This is a genomic window from Nocardia araoensis NBRC 100135 (assembly GCF_000308435.1).
GTDB lineage: Bacteria > Actinomycetota > Actinomycetes > Mycobacteriales > Mycobacteriaceae > Nocardia > Nocardia araoensis.
This window is the reverse complement of record NZ_BAFR01000116.1, coordinates 1-21,962: the sequence shown is the minus strand read 5'-3', so window position 1 is coordinate 21,962 and position 21,962 is coordinate 1. Positions and strand designations below refer to the sequence as shown.

At 68.1% G+C, this 21,962-nt stretch carries 21 protein-coding genes and 3 pseudogenes; 18 read left to right on the top strand and 6 right to left on the bottom strand.

Going from position 1 to position 21,962, the window contains the following annotated elements; all coding sequences use genetic code 11:
- Positions 1–743, bottom strand: a 743-nt coding sequence (locus tag ON21_RS15280) for an FAD-dependent monooxygenase (RefSeq protein WP_174372171.1), incomplete at its 3' end; no start/stop codon positions are given.
- 169 nt (positions 744–912) lie between these two features.
- Here ON21_RS15280 and ON21_RS15275 point away from each other — a divergent pair.
- From ON21_RS15275 to ON21_RS40115, 3 genes are all read left to right on the top strand, one after another.
- Positions 913–2,241, top strand: coding sequence for an MFS transporter (locus tag ON21_RS15275; RefSeq protein ID WP_051020826.1), 1,329 nt, complete (start codon positions 913–915; stop codon positions 2,239–2,241).
- 141 nt (positions 2,242–2,382) lie between these two features.
- Positions 2,383–2,640, top strand: coding sequence for a hypothetical protein (locus ON21_RS40120; protein WP_245562612.1), 258 nt, complete (start codon positions 2,383–2,385; stop codon positions 2,638–2,640).
- Entirely contained in the window at positions 2,619–2,855 is a 237-nt protein-coding gene (locus tag ON21_RS40115; RefSeq protein WP_039798588.1) for a cytochrome P450 family protein, read from the top strand. The genes ON21_RS40120 and ON21_RS40115 overlap by 22 nt, the downstream gene beginning before the upstream one ends.
- Here the strand turns inward: ON21_RS40115 and ON21_RS15260 are convergent.
- The gene (locus ON21_RS15260) at positions 2,845–3,189 is read right to left on the bottom strand and encodes an ArsR/SmtB family transcription factor (protein WP_039798587.1); all 345 of its coding nucleotides are present in this window, start codon (positions 3,187–3,189) and stop codon (positions 2,845–2,847) included. The two genes, ON21_RS40115 and ON21_RS15260, sit on opposite strands and share 11 nt — an antisense overlap.
- Positions 3,190–3,581: 392 nt before the next feature.
- Here ON21_RS15260 and ON21_RS15255 point away from each other — a divergent pair.
- Positions 3,582–4,160 (top strand): annotated as a pseudogene (locus tag ON21_RS15255) (alpha/beta hydrolase fold domain-containing protein); the annotation flags it as partial.
- A gap of 64 nt (positions 4,161–4,224) precedes the next feature.
- On the opposite strand, the gene ON21_RS15250 reads toward ON21_RS15255, so the two are convergent.
- Complete coding sequence (locus ON21_RS15250) at positions 4,225–5,028, bottom strand: IclR family transcriptional regulator (protein WP_039798586.1); 804 nt, start codon at positions 5,026–5,028, stop codon at positions 4,225–4,227.
- Positions 5,029–5,274: 246 nt separating this feature from the next.
- Between ON21_RS15250 and ON21_RS15245 the strand changes: the two genes are divergently transcribed.
- The 12 genes and pseudogenes from ON21_RS15245 to ON21_RS15195 all read left to right on the top strand — a co-directional run bounded on the left by ON21_RS15245 (position 5,275) and on the right by ON21_RS15195 (position 18,167).
- Positions 5,275–6,357, top strand: coding sequence for a ferredoxin--NADP reductase (locus ON21_RS15245; protein ID WP_083880637.1), 1,083 nt, complete (start codon positions 5,275–5,277; stop codon positions 6,355–6,357).
- A 131-nt stretch (positions 6,358–6,488) separates the two neighbouring features.
- Positions 6,489–7,688, top strand: coding sequence for a 3-ketosteroid-9-alpha-monooxygenase, oxygenase component (locus ON21_RS15240; protein WP_039798585.1), 1,200 nt, complete (start codon positions 6,489–6,491; stop codon positions 7,686–7,688).
- Positions 7,689–7,731: 43 nt separating this feature from the next.
- Entirely contained in the window at positions 7,732–8,916 is a 1,185-nt protein-coding gene (locus tag ON21_RS15235; RefSeq protein WP_039798584.1) for an acyl-CoA dehydrogenase family protein, read from the top strand.
- Between the two features lie 27 nt (positions 8,917–8,943).
- Positions 8,944–9,888: a VOC family protein gene (locus ON21_RS15230; protein ID WP_039798583.1), complete on the top strand. Its 945-nt coding sequence runs from the start codon at positions 8,944–8,946 to the stop codon at positions 9,886–9,888.
- 187 nt (positions 9,889–10,075) lie between these two features.
- Positions 10,076–11,671 (top strand): annotated as a pseudogene (locus tag ON21_RS40105) (flavin-containing monooxygenase); the annotation flags it as partial.
- A 66-nt stretch (positions 11,672–11,737) separates the two neighbouring features.
- The gene (locus tag ON21_RS40100; RefSeq protein WP_306307700.1) at positions 11,738–12,637 is read left to right on the top strand and encodes an alpha/beta hydrolase; all 900 of its coding nucleotides are present in this window, start codon (positions 11,738–11,740) and stop codon (positions 12,635–12,637) included.
- Positions 12,634–13,521 carry an SDR family NAD(P)-dependent oxidoreductase gene (locus ON21_RS15220; protein ID WP_039798582.1) on the top strand — a complete coding sequence of 296 codons (888 nt, stop codon included), beginning with the start codon at positions 12,634–12,636 and terminating at the stop codon, positions 13,519–13,521. The genes ON21_RS40100 and ON21_RS15220 overlap by 4 nt, the downstream gene beginning before the upstream one ends.
- Positions 13,521–14,405 (top strand): SDR family NAD(P)-dependent oxidoreductase, encoded by an 885-nt coding sequence (locus ON21_RS15215; protein WP_039798580.1) that lies wholly within the window; start codon positions 13,521–13,523, stop codon positions 14,403–14,405. Before ON21_RS15220 ends, ON21_RS15215 begins: the two co-directional genes overlap by 1 nt.
- Positions 14,402–16,408, top strand: a complete 2,007-nt coding sequence (locus ON21_RS15210) for a flavin-containing monooxygenase (protein WP_051020825.1) — start codon at positions 14,402–14,404, stop codon at positions 16,406–16,408. The genes ON21_RS15215 and ON21_RS15210 overlap by 4 nt, the downstream gene beginning before the upstream one ends.
- Entirely contained in the window at positions 16,405–16,959 is a 555-nt protein-coding gene (locus ON21_RS15205; RefSeq protein ID WP_083880635.1) for a flavin reductase family protein, read from the top strand. The genes ON21_RS15210 and ON21_RS15205 overlap by 4 nt, the downstream gene beginning before the upstream one ends.
- On the top strand, positions 16,956–17,216 hold the full coding sequence (locus tag ON21_RS15200) for a hypothetical protein (protein WP_051020824.1): 261 nt from the start codon (positions 16,956–16,958) through the stop codon (positions 17,214–17,216). The genes ON21_RS15205 and ON21_RS15200 overlap by 4 nt, the downstream gene beginning before the upstream one ends.
- An 84-nt stretch (positions 17,217–17,300) precedes the next feature.
- Positions 17,301–18,167, top strand: a complete 867-nt coding sequence (locus ON21_RS15195) for an alpha/beta fold hydrolase (protein ID WP_039798578.1) — start codon at positions 17,301–17,303, stop codon at positions 18,165–18,167.
- On the opposite strand, the gene ON21_RS15190 is transcribed toward ON21_RS15195, so the two are convergent.
- On the bottom strand, positions 18,164–18,859 hold the full coding sequence (locus ON21_RS15190; protein ID WP_051020823.1) for a Dabb family protein: 696 nt from the start codon (positions 18,857–18,859) through the stop codon (positions 18,164–18,166). The genes ON21_RS15195 and ON21_RS15190 overlap by 4 nt on opposite strands.
- A complete protein-coding gene (locus ON21_RS15185; protein WP_039798577.1) occupies positions 18,852–19,199 on the bottom strand; it encodes a hypothetical protein in 348 nt (115 codons plus the stop codon). The genes ON21_RS15190 and ON21_RS15185 overlap by 8 nt, the downstream gene beginning before the upstream one ends.
- Positions 19,200–19,363: 164 nt before the next feature.
- Between ON21_RS15185 and ON21_RS15180 the strand changes: the two genes are divergently transcribed.
- The gene (locus ON21_RS15180; RefSeq protein ID WP_083880638.1) at positions 19,364–19,969 is read left to right on the top strand and encodes a helix-turn-helix transcriptional regulator; all 606 of its coding nucleotides are present in this window, start codon (positions 19,364–19,366) and stop codon (positions 19,967–19,969) included.
- Positions 19,970–20,002: 33 nt separating this feature from the next.
- Here ON21_RS15180 and ON21_RS15175 read toward each other — a convergent pair whose 3' ends face one another.
- Positions 20,003–20,779 (bottom strand): IclR family transcriptional regulator, encoded by a 777-nt coding sequence (locus ON21_RS15175; RefSeq protein WP_039798575.1) that lies wholly within the window; start codon positions 20,777–20,779, stop codon positions 20,003–20,005.
- A gap of 502 nt (positions 20,780–21,281) precedes the next feature.
- Between ON21_RS15175 and ON21_RS15170 the strand changes: the two are divergent.
- Positions 21,282–21,962: pseudogene (locus ON21_RS15170) on the top strand (branched-chain amino acid ABC transporter permease); the annotation flags it as partial.

Here is a 21,962-nt window from a genome sequence, read left to right as displayed (position 1 = left end):
TCGGGCCGGTGGTCGAGGGCGCCGCTGAAGTCCATGGCGATGATCCGCGCGGGGCCGTGCGGATTCGCATTGTGCAGGGTCCATCCGGTGGGTGTCGGATTCCAGCCCGGCGGAATCCCGGCGTCCGTGGCCGCGATCGCCAGCCCGGCGATGGCGTTCATGGTCGCCGGGTATACCTGCGCGGGGAAGTCGCCGGTGCGGGCGACGAGGCTGCGGGCGCCGTCGGCGCCGACGGCGTAGCGGGCGCGGACGCGCAGCGAGCGATCCGCGCCGTCGACGGCCACCTCGGCCACCACCGCGTCGTCGCGGACCGCGAGCCCGGTGACGGTGTGGCCGCGCAGGATTCGTGCGCCGAGATCACCCGCGCGCTGCTCGAAGGCCGCCTCCAGTCGTGCCTGCGGGATGCCCGCGATCGGACCGGGCTCGACGCTGGGCGCGCTGATCGTCAGCACCGGTTGCGCCGCGAACTGGAACGGGGTCCGGCGCACACCGTGCGGATCACGCTGGATCGCTTCGGGATTCACGGAGGGGATATATCCGCGGCGCGCCAGCAGCGACAGCGACCGGGCGTGCACCGTGCCCGCCCGTGGGCGCAGGTCCAGTTCGGTGCGGGTCTCGACCACGACGACCCGGATGCGCTGCAGCGCCAGTTCGGCGGCGACCAGCATGCCGACCGGGCCGCCGCCGACCACCAGCACATCGGTGTCGAGGAAATCCGGTCCGGGCCGGTGCGCCGTGCTCATCACATGCTCCTGGGGCGAGGTCGGGGATCTGGTCCGCGGCAACAGTTGTACGAAGCTCTTCGTAGCTACTAGCATCATGGTACCTATCAGCCCAGTGGTACCTCGCGCGCGTTCCGAAGTCGTCCCACCGTGCTGAGTCCACCCGACCACCGCCCCAGGAGGTATCTCCATGTCGACCGTCACCACCGAAACCGAAACCCGCGGCGCGCCACCCAGCGGCGCGACACTGCCCGTGGTGCTCGCCGCGCAGTTCGTCACGCCGATGGCCATCGCGGGCACCGCCATCGCGCTTCCGCTCATCTCGCAGGACCTCGGATCGAATCCCGCCGCGCTGCAATGGGTCGTCAACGGATTCAATGTCGCCTTCGCACTCACCACGCTGCTGTGGGGTGCGGTCAGCGACCGCATCGGGCATCGGCGGACCTTCGGGATCGGCACCGCGCTCGTGGTCGCGGGGAGTATCGGCAGCGTCGCCGCACCGAACCTGTTCGTCCTCGATCTGGCGCGCGTCGTCGCGGGCATCGGCGCCGCGGCCATCCTGACCGGCGCCACCGCGCTGCTGTCGGCGGCCTACGAGGGGGCCCGCCGGACCAAGGCGTTCGCCGTCTTCGGCACCGTGAACGGGCTGGGCCTCGCGCTCGGCCCCACCATCTCCGGCATCCTGATCTCACTGCTGGACTGGCGGGGCGTCTTCCTGGTGCACGCGGTGATCCTCGCGGCCGCCGGTGTCGGCACACGGGTGCTGCCCGCCGTGAAACCCGCTGTCGCCGAACACGGCCCGATTCTGGATCTCGGCCTGCTGCGCAATCGGGAATTCCTGGCCATGTGCCTGGTCCCGGTCGCCGGATCGATCGGCTTCGTCACCCTGCTGACCTACCTGCCCTCGGCGTTGAGCGGCATCACCGACCTCTCGGCGGGCGCCTCCGGGTTGCTCATGCTCGCGATGACCATTCCCGTCTTCGTCGCGCCGGTGGCCGTCGGCCAGCTCGCCACCCGCTTCCCTGCGCTGACCGTCGGCCGGGTGGTCTACCTCGCGCTGGGCGCCGCGATCCTCGGAAACGCCGGTGTGCTCGCGTTGTCCGAAGACCGCTCGGTGGCCTGGATCATCGTGCCGATGGTGTTGCTCGGCCTCGGTTTCGGCCTGCCCATCGGTCTCGTCGACGGTCACGCGCTCTCCGTGGTGCCCGCCGAACGCGGCGGCACCGCCGCGGGCCTGCTGAACTTCTTCCGTATCGGCAGCGAAGCGCTGTTCGTCGCCGGGTACGCCATCGTGCTGTCCACGGTCGTCGGCACCCGGCTCAGCGGGAAGGCCGCCGATGACACCGCCGCGGGCCAGTTCGGCCACCCCGACGTCTACCGCTCCGCCTTCACCATCACCGTCGGCGTCCTCATCGCGCTGCTCGTGGTGCTCACCATCCTCATCGTCGCAGTGCGCGGCAACACACGAGCCACCGAGAACCGGGAAATCGGTTCCAGCCCAGAAGGAGTCACCTCATGACCCACGCACTCGACGCGGTCCGCGTCGATCTCGACGGCATCGCCAATATCGCGCCGCCCCTGATGATCGAACCGCTAACCGCACCGTTCCACCGGCGGATTACCGCAGGTGAAACTGCCCAGCTGTCACACAGCCGTGCACGTGACCACTTACCGCGACGTGCACGCGGTCCTGACCGACCTCAGCTTCGCGCGCGCCGAGACGAACGTCGAGGACGGACCGAGCTTCCTGCCGACCATCATGCCGACGGAAATGCTGCTCAACCTCGACCACCCCGACCACGGGCGGCTCAAGGGCTTCGTGGCCTCCGCCTACAGCGCCGCCGCCCCGGCGACATCGTCTACGCCGACGCGCATTCGGCCAACCGTGATCCCGAAGTGTACCCGGACCCGGCGGTGATCGACCCGGCCCGTAACGGCAAGCGGCACCTGCAATTCGGTTACGGCATGCACCACTGCATGGGTGCGGCCATGGCGCGCATGGAGATCACCGAGGTGCTGCGCAGGCTCGTCACCGAGCTGCCGACGCTCCGGCTCGCCGTTCCCGAGGACCGGATTCCTTGGGAGACCGGCATTCTCGTCCACCGGCCGACATCGCTGCCGGTCACCTGGTAGCCGGCGCGGCCGGATGGCGACCCCTGTCGGCGTCGAGAATCGCCGCCAGCAGGCCGGGAAACACCTTTTCCATGTCCTCGCGTCGCAGCCTCGTCATCCGGCCGTTGCCGACATCGCGCTGCCATATCAACCCCGCCTTGCGCAGCACCCGGAAATGATGCGTGCGCGTCGACGGCGCCCACGGCATCCCGAACACACTGCAGAACTGCTCCGTCCCCTCCGGCTCCGCATACAGCTGCGCGATCACACTGCGCCGATTGTCATCGGCGAGCGCGGCCAGCACCGCGGAGAGATCGAACTCCCCGATATCGGGATGCCCGTCCGCATCGGCCATGACCAACTCCTCTCCACCGCATCAGCCGCGAGCGACTGCCGAAGGTATGAAATCCATAGTACCTATCGGTCGGGTGTCGAACCCCGGTGGGCTGAGCCTCCGGGCCACCTCACGGTCGCCCGTATACCGCGTTCGTCGGCCGATGCGATTACTTCGTGGACCATCGGTGGCCCGGCAGGACCAGCACGTCGATATCGATAAACAGGTGCGAGCGCAGGCCAAAGGGTATCGCCATCTCACGTAGCCGCCCGTCCGAGTTGGTGCGACGCGTCGTCACCTCGCTGTCGGCGATGCCCGTGCCGATGGGGTCGGCCGGGGCGAAGGCGATGGCCGTGGTGCGAGGCGCCGCCGATGCCTACCTGCACTCCGGGGGCCAGTACGAGTGGGATTCCTGCTCGGCCGCCGTGTGGGTGGCCGAGCACGCCCGCGACCTGCGTATCGACGTCGGCCGCCTTGCGGTGGCGGGTGACAGCGCCGGGGGCGGCCTCGCCGCCGGAGTGACCCTGCTGGTCCGCGATCGCTGCGGGCCCGTACTGTTTGCCCAGGTGCTGCTGTATCCGGGGTTGGATCGCGACATGGGGGCGGCGTCGATGGTGGCGATGCCCGACGCGCCGATGCTGCTCCGCGAGGACATCACGTATCTGCACGAACTCGCGGACACCGGCGCCGCCACGCCACCGGACTGCTACCGGATTCCCGCCTACGCGGCGGACCTCTCCGGTCTGCCGCAGGCGATCGTTGTGACCGCCGAGGCTGACCCGATCCGGGACTGGGGCGAGCGCTACGCCGCGCGGCTACGCGACGCCCGCGTGCAGACCACGCTCACCCGGTATCCCGGTGTGCTGCACGGCTTCCTGATGCGAGCGGAGAACTCGGCGCGAGCGATGCTCGCCATCGCCGAGATCGGAGCCCTGCTACGTGCCAAGTTCGGGTGTGTACTGCCGTGGTCGGAGACCACCCGAGGAGAGTGAAACCAGCATCCCTTGATCTGTGCGGGCTGTGTACGCGCCACCCGCCCAGACCGGCAACCGGCCCCTACGGGTGGGCGGCCAGCTCCGCGGCTGTGCAGCGATCCCGGATCTGGCGGGCGGCTACGCGGACGGGTCCGACCAGTTTGCGGTAGTCGAGCGCGGTGACCGGCGCGCAGACGGAGAGACCGGCGAGGTTGCCGTAGAGGTGGTCCGGCGGGCCGATGGAGACGCCGACGCAGCCGAGGCCGGAGAACGCCTCACCGCGATCGAAGGCCGCTCCCCGGTCCCTGATGACAGCGAACTCGTCCTCGAGTTGGGCGTCGGAGGCGATGCTCTGCGTCGTTCGCCGGACCAGCTCACCGGCGTCGGTGCGCATGAGCCCATGCGCGACGTGCGGATTCCGGGTCATCTCGGTGATCGCCAGCTGAACCTTGCCGACGGCGGTCAGGTGCGCGGGCACTCGCTGCCCCACGGCACTGGGAGTCGGGCCGGAGGCGCGACCGTTGAACTTGGCGAGATAGACGGTATCGCCGTGGTCGACCACGGCGAGCTGGATCGTGAGACCGGTCCGGTGCGCGAACGCCTGCATCACCGGCCGCGCTCCCTGCAGCAGCCGGTTTTGATTGAGCGCGGCCTGGCCCAGCTCGTAAGCCTTGACGCCGAGTTCATAGGTCTGCTCCGGGGAGCGAGCGAGCCACCCGGCGGTCGCGAGCTGCTCGAGCAGGCGATGCGCGGACGAGCGGGGCAGACCGGTTCGGGAAGTCACCTGGGCCAGGGTCAGCGGGCCAACGCCGTTGAACGTCTCCAATACCAGCGCGATCCGCTCGACGACCGAGACCGGCACGCCCGCGGGACTTGATGTTCTCACTCGACCTCCCAGCACCTCGTCACATCACTGTGACGGGAGTCACGGTACTGCCAACGTACATGTGCGGTTCCAACGGCCCGCACCGCGTGTGCCCACGAGAATCACACGAGATCGCCGTCACAGCCGCACAAACTTCCCGATCAGCGAGACGTTCCGAACCGGACTCGCGATCTCGCGCCTAGCCTTCCGGGTGCTCCGGTCCGGTCGGACCTGGAGCATGCACGATCGACACGACCAGGAGGGCGGATGTCCACGGATACGAGTGCCGGTCCGGAGGTCCTCGCGGACTCGGTGACGATCACGCCGGAATCGCGCGGCAACCGGGTTCGGGTGCTCGAGGTCGTCGAGGAGACGGCCGACGCGCGTTCCTTCGTCGTGGAACCGCTCGACGGGACGGACACCGGCTACCGGGCCGGGCAATTCCTCACCGTCCGGGTGCCCGACGTCGGCACCGGCTCGGCACGGTGCTACTCGCTGTCGAGCTCACCACACAGCGACGCGGCGATGAAGTTCACCGTCAAGCGGGTCGAGGGCGGCTACGGCTCCAATTGGCTGTGCGACACCGTCTCGGCCGGTGACGAGTTGGAGGTGCTTCCGCCCGCGGGCACCTTCACCCCTGCCTCGCTGGACGAACCGGTGGTGCTGGTCGCCGGTGGCAGCGGCATCACCCCGGTGATCGCGATCGCCAAGTCGATCCTGTTCGCGGGCGCCGGCGACGTGGTGCTGATCTACGCCAACCGGGACCAGGACTCGGTCATCTTCGGCCGCGAACTGCGGGAGTTGGAGCGGCGGTTCACCGACCGGTTCTCGGTGATCCACGTACTGGAGTCCGTCCAGGGGTACCCGACTCGGCGCACCTTGTCGCTGCTTCTGCGCCCCTTCCTCGACCGCTCGGTCTACATCTGCGGGCCGACGCCGCTGATGGATCTGACCACCGAGGTGTGCGCGGCCGAAGGCTTCCCGGCTTCCCGGGTGCACTCGGAGCGGTTCCTGTCACTGCAGAGCGACCCGTTCACCGCCCGAACTGCCGACACCGGTCCGGACGCGGGGGGTGAGGTGGTCGCCCAGGTTCGGGTGCGCATCGACGGTGCCGAGCATCAGGTGCCGTGGACCGCGGGACGTAAGTTGCTCGACGCTCTGCTCGACGCCGGCGTGGAAGCACCGTACTCGTGCCGGGAGGGCGCGTGCAGCGCCTGTGTCTGCTCGCTCACCGAGGGCAGGGTGAATCTGGCTCGCAACGAAATCCTGACCGAAGACGACCTCGCCGAGGGTTACATCCTGGCCTGCCAGGCGGAACCGGTGAGCGACGAGATCGCGATCGAGTATTGAGGACTGGCGGCACCCGACGGAATCGCCGTCCCACTCAGCAGGAGATCCACGTCACACCGGGAATCGCGCTTGCCAAGCTGGTGGTAGTGCGCCGAGTTCTGCGGTCGCAGCCCATTTGACCAGGAGGAATCGTGACTGCCACCCCTGCAACCGGAGACCGGGTCCGTGTCATCGACACCGGCTTGCCACCCGAGCGATACGCCCGCGGCTGGCACTGCCTGGGCCTGGTTCGCGACTTCGCCGACCGAAAGCCGCACCAGGTCTCCGCTTTCGGCACCGAGCTCGTCGTATTCGCCGGGGAGGACGGAAAGATCAACGTGCTCAACGCCTTCTGCCCCCATATGGGCGGCAACCTGGCGCACGGCACCGTGAAAGGCGACACGATCGCCTGCCCGTTCCACGACTGGCGCTGGCGCGGTGACGGCAAGTGTGCGGCAATCCCGTACGCCCGGCGCGTGCCGCCGCTGGCCCGCACCAAAGCATGGCCGACGATGGAGATCAGCGGACAGCTCTTCGTCTGGAACGACCCGCAGGGCCGCAAGCCGCCGGCCGAGCTGGCGATCCCGGAGATCCCCACCTACGGTGATCCGGGCTGGACCGATTGGGTGTGGAACTCGATCCTGGTGGAGGACTCGCACTGCCGCGAGATCGTCGACAACGTCGTGGACATGGCGCACTTCTTCTATGTGCACTACGGCATGCCGACCTATTTCCGCAACGTCTTCGAAGGGCACACCGCCACCCAGCTCATGCGCTCACGGCCGCGCGCCGACGCGGTGGGGGTCAGCACGAACACCACCGGCCCGAGCACCGAGAGCCGTTCCGACGCCACCTATTATGGTCCTTCCTACATGGTGGACAAGTTGTGGAGCGCCCAGTACGCCGACCGCGACGAGCCGAACATCTACCTGATCAACTGCCACTACCCGATCACCCCGACGTCGTTTCGGCTCCAGTACGGCGTGCTGGTGGAGAAGCCTGCCGGGATGGACGACGAGGCCGCCAACGCGATGGCCGCCGCTGTCGGCCGGGGTATTGCCATCGGTTTCGAGCAGGATGTCGAGATCTGGAAGAACAAGGCGCGCATCGACAATCCGCTGCTGTGTGAGGAGGATGGCCCGGTCTATCAGCTGCGCCGCTGGTACGAGCAGTTCTACGTCGACGTCGAGGACGTCAAGCCCGAGATGGTCAACCGGTTCGAGTTCGAGATCGACACCGAGCGCGCCCTGCAGAACTGGCAGGCCGAGGCGGACGCGAACTTGGCCGCGGGCCGCAGCGCCATCGCCCCCAACCTGGCGGTGAACCGCGAGGTCGCCTCCGCCGGTTCCTGACAATCCAATCCTCCCATTTCAGCTTTACGGACCAGGAGTTCCGATGTCCTACACCGTCCTCGACAACATCGTCGCCATCGCCGACGAGATCCGCTCCGCCGCAGACGAATCCGATTCGCTGGGCAGGCTGACCGACGGCATGGCCGCGCAGCTCAAGGAGGCCGGCCTCATCCGGCTGCTGCAACGCAAGAAGTACAACGGCTACGAGGCACATCCGCGCGAGTTCGCCGAGACCGTCATGAAGACCGCCAGCATCTACGGCTCGGCCGGTTGGGTCGGCGGCATCGTCGGCGTGCACCCCTGGCAGCTCGCCTTTGCTGACCCGAAGGTGCAGGACGAGGTGCTCGGCACGGATGGCGATACCTGGCAGGCCTCGCCTTACATGCCGGGTGGCGTCGCGGTGCCTGCCGACGGCGGCTATGTGATGAACGGGCGCTGGCAGTTCTCCTCGGGCACCGACCACTGTGACTGGATCTTCCTCGGCGCCATGGTCGGAGGCCCGGACGGCAAGCCGCTGATGCCGCCGCAGGGCCTGCATGTCATCCTGCCCCGTTCGGACTACGAGATCGTGGCGGATTCCTGGGATGTGGTCGGCCTGCGCGGCACCGGCAGCAAGGACATCGTCGTGAAAGACGCCTTCATCCCGAGTTACCGGGTGATGGACTCGGCGAAGGTCATGGACGGCACCGCCGCCAAGGAGTACGGCGTCACCGAGACGCTGTACAAGATGCCCTGGTCCACCATGTTCCCGCTTGGCATCACCTCGGCGACCATCGGCATCTGTGAAGGCGTACTCGCCGCCGGAATCGCCTACCAGCGCAACCGCGTCGGCGCCACCGGCACCGTCGTCAAGGACGACCCGTACGTGCTGCACGCACTGGGCGAGTCCGCCTCGGAGATCGACGCCGCCCGGCAGCAGCTGCTCGCCAACGTCGACCGCATCTACGACATGGTCGACCAGGGCGAGGAGATCGACTTCGAGACCCGTGCGAAGGTACGCCGGGACCAGGCGCGTGCCGCGTGGCGCGCGGTCCGCGCCGCCGACGAGATCTTCGACCGGGCCGGTGGCAACGCGCTGCGTATGGACAACCCGCTGCAACGGTTCTGGCGCGACGCCCACGCGGGCCTGCACCACGCCATTCACGTCACGAGCACCACCTACCACGCCGCTGCCCTGGCGTCGCTGGGCGTGGAGGTCCCGCCGGGACCGCTGCGCGTGATGATCTGATCGGTTCGGAAAGGAACGCGAGCAACGATGACCGAAATCAAGGGGCTCGGCTACGTCCGGGTTCTCGCCACCGATATGGAGCGCTGGCGCGAACTCGGTTTCGAGGTACTGGGATTCGCGCCGGGCTTCGGTCCGGAAGAGGATGCCCTGCACTTCCGGATGGACGAGCGGCCGGCCCGCATCACCGTCGAACGGGGTGACGTCGACCGGGTGACCGCCGTCGGCTGGGAGGTTCGCGACGGCCTCGCGCTGCGCCGGCTGGCCGAACATCTGCGGTCCGCCGGATTCGAGATCACCCCGATGTCGCAGGAACTGGCCGACCGGCGCAAGGTCGAGGCCGGGTTCAGCATGAAGGATCCCGGCCGCACCCCGCTCGAGTTCTTCCACGGCCCGGTGCTCGAGCACAGTCCGGTGCTCACCAAGTATGGTCAGCGTTTCGTCACAGGACAGCAAGGCATGGGCCATGTGGTGATGCCGACGACCAACTTCGACGAGTCGTTCGCCTTCTACAACGAGACGCTGGGCTTCCTGTCCCGTGGGGCGTTCCGGATGCCCTCGCCGCCGGAGGCACCACCGTTGCGGATCCGGTTCATGGGTGTCAACCAGCGCCACCACAGCTTGGCGATCATGCCGAGCCTGGCAGGCCGCGATCCCGGCCTGATCCACGTGATGGTCGAGGTCGACGAACTCGACGCGGTCGGCCGCGCCTACGACCAGGTGCTGGCCCGGGACTTCCCGGTCTCCTCCACGCTGGGCAGGCACACCAACGACAAGATGATCTCCTTCTACGTCCGGGTGCCCGGCGGCTGGGACATCGAGTACGGCTACGGCGGCAAGCTCGTCGACGAGAGCTACTACACCGCCGAAGAGATCACCGCGGACAGCTACTGGGGCCACGAGTGGATGTGGATGCGGGAGATGAAGGAAGCGCAGAAGGCCGCGGCGGCCGCGGGGGAGTCGGTCGGCGCGTGAGCGCGACCGGCATCGGACGACCGGCGCCGGGGCGGGCGTATGCCGCCCGCCCCGGCGTCCCCGCGGCAGTGCCGCCGGCTGGCGGAACCCGAAGACCGCTGGATGGGAGCGCGCCGTTCCGGAAGGGATTGCGCGACTTACGGTGTGGCTCCAGCCGACGACAACCTCATCGAGGGAAGTGAACTAAGTGACAACTCAGGACAGCGATTTCGACGCCGTCGTCGTCGGGGCGGGGATATCCGGCCTGTACGCGGTGTACAAGCTGCGCCGCCGCGGTATGCGGGTGCACGGCTTCGAGTCCGCCGAAGGCGTGGGCGGCACCTGGTACCACAACCGGTACCCCGGTGCGCGCTGCGATGTCGAGAGCATCGACTACTCCTACTCCTTCGACGAGGAGTTGCAGCAGGAGTGGACCTGGTCGGAGCGATTCGCGACACAGGAGGAGATCCTGCGCTACCTCGAGCACGTCGCCGACCGGCACGATCTGCGCTCCGCCTACGACTTCCTGACCCGGGTTACCGCCGCTGTCTACGACGAGCAGGCCCAGCGGTGGACCATCTCCACCGACACCGGCCGCACCGTGACCGCGCGCTTCTGCATCCTGGCCACCGGTGTGCTGTCCGCGACCAACATGCCCGAGATCCCGGGCCGCGACAACTTCGGCGGGGAGGTCTACCACACCGGTGAATGGCCGCACGAGCCCGTGGATCTCACCGGCAAGCGGATCGGCGTCATCGGCACCGGCTCCTCCGCCATCCAGGCCATCCCGGTGATCGCCGAGCAGGCCGAGCACCTGTATGTCTTCCAGCGCACACCGAACTACTCGATCCCGGCGGGCAATCGCCCGCTGGATCCGGAGTTCGTGGCGCAGGTCAAGGCCAACTACGCCGAGCGGCGCAGGCTGTCGAGGATCAGCGGCGGCGGCACCCCGAACAGCCCCTACCCCAAGGGCGCGTTGGAGATCGATGCCGCCGAGCGGACCCGGATCTACGACGAGTGGTGGCAGCGCGGCGGCTACCTGTTCGCCAAGGCATTTCCGGACCAGACGACGAACCTGGCCGCCAACGACACCGCGCGCGAGTATGTCGAGGCCAAGATCCGCGAGATGGTGCGCGATCAGGAGCTCGCCGATCAGCTGATCCCGCACGACCACCCGATCGGCACCAAACGCATCGTCACCGACAGCGGCTACTTCCAGACCTACAACCGCGACAACGTCACTTTGGTGAACCTTCGACGCACGCCGATCGAGGCGATCACCGAGACCGGTGTGCGGACCTCGGAAGCGTCCTACGACCTCGACGTGCTCATTTTCGCGACCGGCTTCGACGCGATGACCGGGTCGCTGTCGCGCATCGACATCCGCGGCCGCGGCGGCCGGCAACTGCGCGAGGACTGGTCGGCGGGCCCGCGGACCTACCTCGGGCTCGCGGTCGCCGGGTACCCCAACATGTTCATCCTGGCAGGCCCGGGCAGCCCCAGCGTGTTGGCCAACATGGTGCTGATGGCCGAGCAGCACGTGGACTGGATCGCGGGCTGCTTGGACCATCTCGACGAGCACGGGCACACCACCATCGAGGCGACCGAGGAGTCGGTCGAGGAGTGGGTGGCCGAGTGCAACGCGAAGGCGGCGGCCACGTTGTTCCCCTCCGCGAACTCCTGGTATCTGGGTGCGAACATCCCGGGCAAGCCGCGGGTCTTCATGCCTTACATCGGCGGGTTCGGCAACTACAACAGCATCTGCTCGGAGGTGGCCGCCGCCGGTTACAAGGGATTCGACCTCGGTGGCGACACGGTCCCAGCGGCGGGGTCGCGGCGACGGCCGGACCTGCATCCGGATGTCGAGGCGATGCTCGCGGCCTTGGAGTCGTTCCCGGATGTGACGCAGCACGAGGCCGCCGAGTTGCGCGAGCTCATCGTGTCCCGGCGGGCGCCGCTGACGCGCCTGCCCCGCATGCGCATCGCCGACGACCGGGTGATCGAAGGCCCTGGCGGTGATCTGGCGATGCGCGTGTACGTGCCCGAGCGCGACGCGAAAGCGCCGTTGCCGGTGGTGGTTTTCGCGCACGGCGGCGGATTCGTCTTCTGCGATCTGGACAGCCATGATGAATTCTGCCGATCGATGGCCGAGGCGGTCGGCGTCGCGGTCGTCTCGGTGGACTATCGGCGCGCGCCCGAGCATCCCGGTCCCGCGGCGATGGAGGACATGTACGCGGCGTTGACCTGGGCGGCCGCGCATGCCGCCGAGTTCGGAGGCGACCCGGGTCGGCTCGCCGTGGCCGGCGACAGCGCGGGTGGCAACTTGGCGGCCACCGTGAGCCTGGCCGCGCGTGACCGCGGCGGGCCGCCGATCGCCGCCCAGATCTTGCTGTATCCGGTGATCGACGACGATTTCACCACCGAGTCCTACCGGCTCTACGGCGAGGGCTACTACAACACCACCAAGGCCATGCGCTGGTACTGGCAGCAGTACGCGCCGCACGGCACCGACAGCCCGTACCTGGTGCCGAGCCGAGCCGAATCGCTGGCGGGGCTGCCCGCGGCGGTGGTGGCGACCGCCGAGCTGGATCCGCCGTGCTCGGCCGGGGAAGACTACGCCCGGCGGCTCGCGGAGGCGGGTGTCCCGGTCACCGCTCATCGTTTCGACGGATTGTTCCACGGATTCCTGACCTTCCCGAGCCTCTCGCTGACCGGTCCGGCGCGAGAGGTGCTCTGGCAGCTGATGCGCGACGTGCTGGAGGTGTCATGACACAGCGACTCTCGACCAAGATCGCCCTGGTCACCGGCAGCAGCCGTGGGATAGGACGGGCGATCGCGCAACGCTTGGCCGCGGAAGGCGCGACCGTCGTCGTCACGGCCCGGTCGAACTCCCCGCGACCGTCGATCCGTGACGGCGCCACTCACGTGCTGCCCGGCTCCCTCGGGGAAACCGTGCAGCTGATCGAAGCCGCGGGCGGCCGGGCGATCGCCATCCCGGCCGACCTGGAGGACGTCGAACAACGTGCCGGTTTGGTCGACAAGGTCGTCGAGGAACTCGGCGGCATCGACATCCTGGTCAACAATGCGGGATTCGCGGACTACAGCGTGATCGAGAAGATGAGCAACGCGACGTTCCACCGGACCGTCCAGCACTACCTCGAGGTGCCGTTCGCGCTCTGCCGTGCCGCGATCCCGCACCTGCGCAAGCAGGGCAGCGGCTGGATCGTCAATATCGGATCGTCGACCGGCCTGAGCCCCATCCGGCCGTTCCGGGAGTACAACAAGACCTCCGGTGACGTCGTGTACGCCTCGGTCAAGGCCGCGCTGCATCGCTTCACCCAGGGGCTGGCCGCGGAGTTGGTCGACGAGGGCATCGCGGTCAATGCCGTGGGACCGTCGACCGCCATCCGGACTCCGGGAGCGGCGGCGCTGCTTCCGGAGGGCTACGACACCGAGCCGGTCGAATACCTGGCGCAGACGGTGCTGGAGATGTGCACGATGCCCGCCGTCGACCATACCGGCCTGGTGGCTTTCAGCTTGCACTTCCCATGGGCGACCAACACCCCGGTGATGTCGCTCGACGGACGCACCGAACTGCCTCGCCGGGAACCGCCCGCATGGGCAAACCCCTACATCCTGCCCGAGGGGGTGTGATGGCTGAGACCGCGCGAGAACGGTTCTCCCACGGCACGGCGGTGGTCACTGGTGCGGCGGCAGGGATCGGCCGCGGCCTGGCCCGCCACCTGGGCGTCCTCGGCATGACCGTCGTCGTCGCCGACATCGACGAGGACCGCGCCGCCGGTGTGGCCGCGGAGATCATCGAGCACGGCGGCAGCGCCAAGGGCTTCGGGGTTGATGTCGCCGACGCGGGCGCGGTCGAGGACATGGCCGCGACGATCTTCGCCCGGCACGGCAGCGTCGAACTACTGATCAATAACGCGGGGGTCGAGTCGGCGGGCCTGCTGTGGGAAATAGATCCCGCCCGGTGGCGCAGGCTCATGCAGATCAACGTGGACGGGGTCTTCTACTGCTTGAAGTCTTTCGTGCCGCGCATGATCGAGGCGGGTGCCCCGGCCTGCATCGCCAACCTGTCCTCGGTCGGCGGCCTCAACACTGTCGCCGTCCAGTCGCCCTACATCGTCAGCAAGTTCGGGGTGCAGGCGATGACGGAGTGCCTGTGGCAGGACCTGGCAGTCGTCGGCGCTCCGATACAGGTCAGCGCCGTGGTGCCGCATTCGATCCGCAGCGAGATCTTCCTCGCGGCTCAGCGCGACGCGCCCACCACCGACCCGACCGCGAACGCGGTGTTCGCCGCGATGCAGCGGGACAACGTAGAGAAGGGGCTCGACCCGCTCGAGGCCGCCGAGCACATGGTCGAACAGATCGCCCGCGGCGACTTCTGGGTCTTCTCCGACGACGCGATGTGCACTGCCTCGGCGACCCGGCGCGGTGAGCAACTGCTGTCGCTCAGCCCGCCCGCGAACCCACGAGACATGCTCGCCCGGATGGGCGTGCCACTTCCGGAAGGTAGCTCATGACCGACACCATCGTCGCCGGCGTCTTCGCCGCAGATCGAGAAGCCGCGCTCCACCAGGCGATCGCGGAGTGCGAGTCGGCGCCGCTTCTGATGTCGATGGTGCACGTGACCGGTGATCCCGCACTGCTCGACGAGTTCGGCGCGCGGCTGTCGATCGAGGAGCCGGGTAACCACTACCGCACCGGCATACGCCCGACGGCACCGCCAGGCACCTATCCCGACGACGTCGCCGCCGACATCCGCGCCCGCGCCCGCGAGGTGCTCACCCCGGATTCCGTCGCCGCACTCGGGGTGCCCGACGACGAACTGTTCCGCCGAATGGCGACCCTCTGCACCGCTCAGCGGGTCGACGCGGAGTTCGTCCCGATCCTGCTGGAGCAGGCGGGTTTCATCAAAGACCGGCGCCACGTCCCGGTGACGGTGACACCGCCCGCCGACTTCGACGTGATCGTGATCGGTGCGGGCATCGTCGGCATCAACGCGGGAATCAAGCTGGGAGAGGCTGGTTTTCCCTTCACCATCTTCGAAGAACGCGATGACATCGGCGGCACCTGGCACCGAAATACGTATCCCGGCGCGGCGGTGGACACTCCGAGCCATTACTACTCCTATTCGTTCGAGCTCAACCCGAACTGGACCCGGTACTATCCGACCGGCCCCGAATACCAGAATTACCTGCTCGATGTGGTCGAGAAGTACCGGCTACGAGAGCACATCCGGTTCGGCACGCGGGTGCGGTCGGCGACCTGGCTGGCGGAGGAGAACCGCTGGGAGGTGGTGACCGAGGACCGCGACGGCGTGGTCACGCGGCACCGCGTTCGCGCGGTGATCACCGCGCTGGGCATGCTCAACGCGCCCAATGTTCCGCAAGTGGAGGGTCTGGACACCTTCGCGGGCACGGTCGCGCACACCGCCGAATGGGACACCGGCATCGATCTACGCGGCAAGCGGGTCGTGGTCCTGGGCACCGGCTGCACGGCGGTGCAGGTGGTGGCGAGCATCGTCGACGAGGTCGACACCCTCGATGTCGTGGTCCGCAGCCCGCATTGGCTGGTGCCGGAGAAGACCGTCGGCGGCGATGTGCCAGCGGGCGAGAAGTGGGCGATGGCCAACCTCCCCTTTTACGACAAGTGGTTCCGGCTGCGCACCTACTGGTTCGCCTCGGACAACCTCTACCCGCTGCCGCGGATCGACAAGGAGTGGGCGGCCACCCACCTGTCCGCCTCACCCGCCAACGACATGGTGCTGCGCACCGCGCTGGAGTACCTGGACAAGAGCTTCCCGGACCGTCCGGACCTCATCGAGAAGCTGACCCCGGACTTCCGCCCGTACGCCAAGCGAATCGTGAAGGACCCCGGCTTCTTCGCGGCACTCAACCGGGACCATGTGACCCTGCACCGCGCCTCGTTCCAGCGGGTGACGCCCGAGGGCGTGGTCACCACGGAGGGCGCGTTCATCCCCGCCGACGTGATCATTCTCGCCACCGGGTTCAAACTCCAGTTCACCACCACGATCGACATCACCGGTCGGGACGGCCGGACACTGGCCGAGGTGTGGAAGGGCGGCGAGGACCCGCGCGCCTACCTGGGTGTGCAGGCGTCGGGCTTCCCGAATCTGTTCGTCACCGCGGGGCCCAACGCCGCGCCGAACCACGGTGCCGGGCACAACATCACCGGCGAGGAACAGGTGCACTACATCATCGAGTGCCTGCAGTACCTGTTGGAGAACGACCATGCCGCCATGGACGTCGAACAGGAAGCGCTGGACGAGTACAACCGCCGCGTCGACGAGGCGCTCGATGAAACCGTGTGGGTGCATCCGGGTGCGCAGGTCAACGGGTACTACCGCAACAGCGCGGGCCGGGCGGTCGTGCCGTGCCCGTGGCGCCTGGTCGACTACTGGACGATGCTGCGCGAGCCGCACCCCGAGGATCTGATCTTCCTTCCGCATCGGGTCGCGTCCGTCACGGCGTGTGTCCATCAACCCATGAGGAGCAGGGGATGACATCCATCGGCATCGACCGCGAGGCGTCCCGGGACGCGGGTGGAACGGACCTTCCGGAACTGGATCCGGCTCTGATGCGCACTGTCCTGGGGCACTTCGCCACCGGCGTCGTAGCGATCACGGGCATGGATCCGCACAACGGGGCGCCGACGGGTCTGGCCGCGAACTCGTTCACCTCGGTGTCGCTGGATCCGCCGCTCATCGCCTTCTGTGTAGCCGCGACCAGCACTTCGTGGCCCCGGGTGCGGGCGGCGGGCCGCTATGCGGTCAACATCCTGTCGGAGGCCCAGGAGTCGGTGTGCCGGCAGCTGGCCACCCGCGGCGCCGACAAGTTCCAGGGCATCGAATGGCAGCCGTCGCCGGCCGGGGTGCCGATCCTCGCGGATTGCCTGGCTTGGATCGAAGCCGAGCTGGAGGCCGAGCATGCCGCGGGCGACCACACGATCGTGGTATCCCGGGTGCGGCACCTGTACGCCTCCGACTCGGCTCCGCTGATCTTCTTCCGCGGCCGCTACGGCAGTGTCGGTCCGAGCGATGGTAGGCCGCGATGACGATGCACCCGCTGGATTGCGAGCGCTGCGGCGAGCGCGTCCTGATCGAGAAATTCAGTGCCGCACACACTTCGGTCCAGTGGACCGGTGACGCGGGTCGTTGCCCCGTGATCGCGGCCCGGCACCGGGGAGTCGGTCACCAGGAGCGCGGGTGCGAGGCGCTGCACCGCAGCATCGATCGGGCGGTGCGAGCGCAGGAGCTGCCCGAGTCCCGTTTACAGCTTCCCGCCGGCGACGCTATTCCGCGCCTGCACTGAGCAGGGGCGCGGCCAGCTCGAAAGGTGTGCCGCTCACCGGGAACGCTGCCGGACAGTCTGTCTCGGCGGTGGCAAGCTCAGGCCATGAGTACCTCAGTCGAATCCCGAGTAGTTCCCGAGCTTCGCGAACTGCCCACCGAGCACGGCGTCCTGCGCTACCGCGAGAGCGGTGACGGGCCCACCCTGCTCCTGTTGCACGGCTCCGGTCCCGGGGTGACGGGATGGCGCAACTTCGGGGCCAATGTCCCGGCCTTCGCTCAGCACTACCGCACACTGGTGCTGGAGTTTCCCGGTTTCGGGATCAGCGACGATTTCGGCGCGCCGCACCCGATGATGTCCGCGCAGCAGGCGGTCGGCGCCTTCCTGGACGGGCTGGGCCTGGACCGCGTGCGCGTAGTCGGCAACTCCATGGGCGGGTTCGTCGCCACGGATTTCGCCCTCGCCAATCCCGACCGGGTCGATCGGCTGGTCACCATCGGCGGGATCGGAACGCCCGTCTTCAGCGCCCAGCCGGGTGAGGGGATCGTGCGGCTGAGCGAGTTCGTCGAGAACCCCACTCGTGAAGCGCTGATCGCTTGGTTGCACTCGATGGTGTACAACTCGGCCCTGGTGACCGAGGAACTGATCGAGGAGCGCTGGCAGCAGGCGACCGATCCGGCGACCCTGGAGAATTCGCGGCGCATGTACGGCAAGGCCGCCTTGGCGCGGATGGCCGAGGCGGGCCGCAACGCCGACACCGTCCCGGGGTGGGCGAAGCTGGGCCGGATCACGGCCCCGGTGCTGGTCACCTGGGGCCGTGACGACCGGGTGAGCCCGGTCGACATGGCCCTGCTCCCGATGCGCACCCTGCGCAATGGTGAGGTGCACATCTTCCCCAACTGCGGGCACTGGGTGATGATCGAGCAGAAGGAGGCCTGGGAGGCCACCGTCTTGGCCTTCCTCGGTCGTTAGCCTTCCGCCGCGGCCGGCGGAATCCCCGGCGCCGCGTCGATGACCGGCGCCGGGATCGCGCAGAAGCTGTGGCAGACCCGGTCCTTGACGATCTGCTCCGGGCACTCCGGATCGAACCATCGGTCCACATGACCCCAGTGGATCGGGTGATTCATATAGGGCCCGAGCAGGGCGTCGACATCGGCGTACTCCTGCTCCCACACGTGCGTCCACTGCGACATCCCGGTGGCGCGCCGCACCGGGCTCAGCTGCCAGGCCAGAATGGCGGGGATGTGCCGGGGCATCTGCAGCGTGGCGTGCTCGAACCGCCGGATCTCCGCCGGATCTGCCGCGGCGTCCACGCGCAGCAGCAGCGTCCGGTATACCCGCGGCGGGCGCGATGTCCACCGCCGTCCCGCGCGCCCGTCCGCAGGCGACCCGCCCACATACTCCACCCCGTCGACGTGCCCGATCGCGGGCACGGACATCGCCTCGTCGAGCGCGGCGCGGCTGCGTCTCCACTGCGTTTCCGATGAGAACTGGAAGTGGGCGAGGACATCTCCGCCATTGCGCGCTCCCGGCAGGGTGCGAACGACCAGCGACCGCCGTGCGCCTGCCGATTCGGCCGCGGCGGTGACGCGTTTGATCGTCACCTCTGTGACCATGTCGTCGCCGGGATCGGTCAGGTGCAGCAAGCGGGTCACCTCATACATCGCAAAGTCCTTCCACGTCCTCGGAACGGCTCGCCATCGACCGGGTGCGCTCGACGATCATCGGCGCCATCGATTCCCACCACTGCGCCGGCGCGGGATCGTGGCGCGCCCGGACCGCGGCCGCCCACCAGGCCGCCGTGCCCGACACGGTCCACGTCGCGGTGACCGTGTTCGTCTCGTCCTCGATCCAGGCCGGCGGGCTCACCAGGATTCGCTCCAGCGTCAATCCGCGTTCTCGTGCCGCAGGTGCGTACTCGTCGAGATAGGCGTCGATGAACGCCCGTGCGCTGCCGGGTCGGAGCACGACTCGGTCGATGATGTAAAGGGCTGGGTCGTCCATGGAACCGAACGTAGGCGCTGTCCCGGAACCCGGCGGCGCGTCATCCCGGTGGCCGGGAGCCGCTGGCTCCGAATACTGTTCAACGGCTTGTAAGCTGCACAATCGTGCCAGCAGACGTCGATTCCTACCCCAACCTGCCTGCGACCAGCTGGGCCGTTCTGGGCATGCTGTCCTTCGGTGAGGAACTGACCGGCAACGATCTGAAGAAGTGGGCGGACTGGAGCATCGGCTTCTTCTATTGGAGCCCGTCGGTCAGTCAGGTCTACGCCGAGCTGAAGAAGCTCGAGGAGCTCGAGTTGGTGCGGTCCCGCCTGGTGACCGACGAAGGGGTGCGCGGGCGGCGGTTGTACGGCATCACCGATACGGGGTTGCGCGCGCTGCGGAACTGGTCTCGGAACGCCGGGGTGGACATGCCGGTGCTCAAACACGGTGTGATGCTGCGCCTGTGGATGGGTCACCTGCACGACCCCGAGCACCTGAAGCGGATCGTGGGTACGCACATCGACAACCTGCGCGAGCAGGCGAACCGGGCCGCTGTGCACGCCGACCGGTCGGAGCCGGAGCCGGGGTGGGCGTTCACCGAGATGAGTCTGCGGTGGGCGCAGCGTCATTTCGAGGCAGAGATCGCGCTGGCCGAGCAGTTGCTGGCCGATATCGACGAGGCGGCCGCGCGATATCGTGAGCTGGCCGTCCGCGACGAGAACGATCTTCCGGTTCCCCGTCATCCTGGGGTCTGGCGCACGGTAGGGGAGGATTCCGCGAAGGGCTGAGTTCCCGGTTCGCGGTGGCTGAGTTGCTGGTGCTCAGCCTTCGGCGAGCACGCTGGGGGCGGTCGGCAGTGACCGCAGGATGTTGCGGCGCTGCAGCGTGGGGGTGACTCGGCCGCCGGCGGTCATACTGCGCCAGATGGCATGTGCGGCAAGCTGGACCGGGGCGGTCATCCGGCTGTCGAAGCTCATCCGGCTGAGCGGTCCGCAGATCGACACCGCGGTCGTCGCCTCACCGACCGGCCCGATCGGTGCGGCGATACAGCCGAATCCGTGCAGCGCGCCGTTGCGTTCGACGGCGTATCCGAGTTCCCGGGTGAGCGCGCTGCCGGGCTCGTCTCGGCCGGCGAAGGCGAGCAGGACCTTGCCGAGCGCCGACTTCGAGGCAGGCAACCTGCCTCCGACACGGGTCGGCACGTGGGCGGCAAGGCGTCCGCCGATCTTGTCCAGGTACACGACGTCGTCCCCATCGAGCACCGCCAGATGCACGACCATGCCGGTGGCTCGGTAGAGGTGCTGCAGGTGCTCGCCGGAGGCCGCGTGCACCCGGTCTTGATGGACGGCGAGCGAGCCGAGCTCGACGAGACGGATACCGAGGCTGTAGTTGCGACCTTCCCGCCGAAGCCACCGCAGCTGGACCAGTCGGTCCAGCATCCGGTGGGCGGAGGAGCGCGGCAGGCCGGTACGGGTGACGACCTCCGTCAGGCCGAGGCTGTCGCGTCCGTCGAACGCGTCGAGGACGAGCGACAGCCGGTCGAGAAGGGCGCTGGGGGTGGTCGCCTCACTGGGCCGCATGTCCTGCGCGATCGTCATGCGCTGACTCCTTTGTCACTATCACCAGTGCTCTGACGTGGCTATTTCAATTAGGAAATAGTGCCACACGACGATCGGTATGTGAAGCGGATCACGACGAAGGGCAACTGGACACAGGCGTCGGTGACCCAAGCCTGTCGGTTGCACCTTCCTTGCCCGGCGCGGCCTTGCTGGTCCGGTTGCGTGATCTACCTGCGGCACTTCGTCGGTTCCGCCACTCGCTGACCCGAAGCCTCGTTCCGGCGCTTTCGCCAGCGATTGTCCCGGTCACCGGGAAGTGCCCTTCGGGGACGGCGGCGGAGTGCGCACATAATTCTCCGCCCACATCGACAGTGATGTGGCTCACGCGAGGATTTTCGTTCCGTCGGGATGACCCGGTGCGGCCTCGCCTCGGAGAAGGAGAAGCAGATCATGGGACTTGGTGGTCTGAGTCGTCACCGGCGCGCCATCGCAGGCGTCGGCGCGGCAGTCCTGTTCATCGCGCTCGCGGCGACGGGCTGCGCCGGCGCTGCGGGTGCGTGGCTTGCCGCTGATCGTGGTGACCCTCGCGCTCTCGGTGTTCGTGGAGGCGTTCTGGTTCCGCAACCCCTCGCTCAACGGCGGCGTGCAGGGCGCGCCTATCGACACCCCGCGACTGTTCGGGATCGATCTGGGAATCGGCGCGGGCGAGGCATACCCGCGTCCGGCCTTCGGCCTGCTGTGTCTGGTCGTGCTGACCGTCGTCGGACTCGGAGTGGCGTGGCTGCGCCGCAGCAGTCTCGGCACCGACATGCTCGCGGTGCGCGCCAACGAACGCTCCGCGGCGGCCGCGGGTATCGACGTCTCCCGCACCAAGCTGATCACCTTCGCCTTCGGGGCCTTCGTCGCCGGGCTCGGCGGCGCGTTGCTCGGATACCAGCAGACCCTGGCCACCCCCGAACCATTCACGGTATTCCTCGGGATCTCCCTGTTCGCGGTCGTCTACGTCGCGGGGATCACCTCGATCACCGGCGGCATCCTGGCCGGCGTCATGGCCCCCGGCGGGATCCTCTACCTGCTGATCGATCGGTTCCTGCACATCGGCGACTACTACGCGGTGATCAGCGGCGTCCTGCTCGTCGTGACCGTCATGAGCAATCCGGACGGCATCGCGAGCAAGCTTCCTTCGATTCCGTGGCCCGCGCTGCGCCGCCGCGTGACCGGC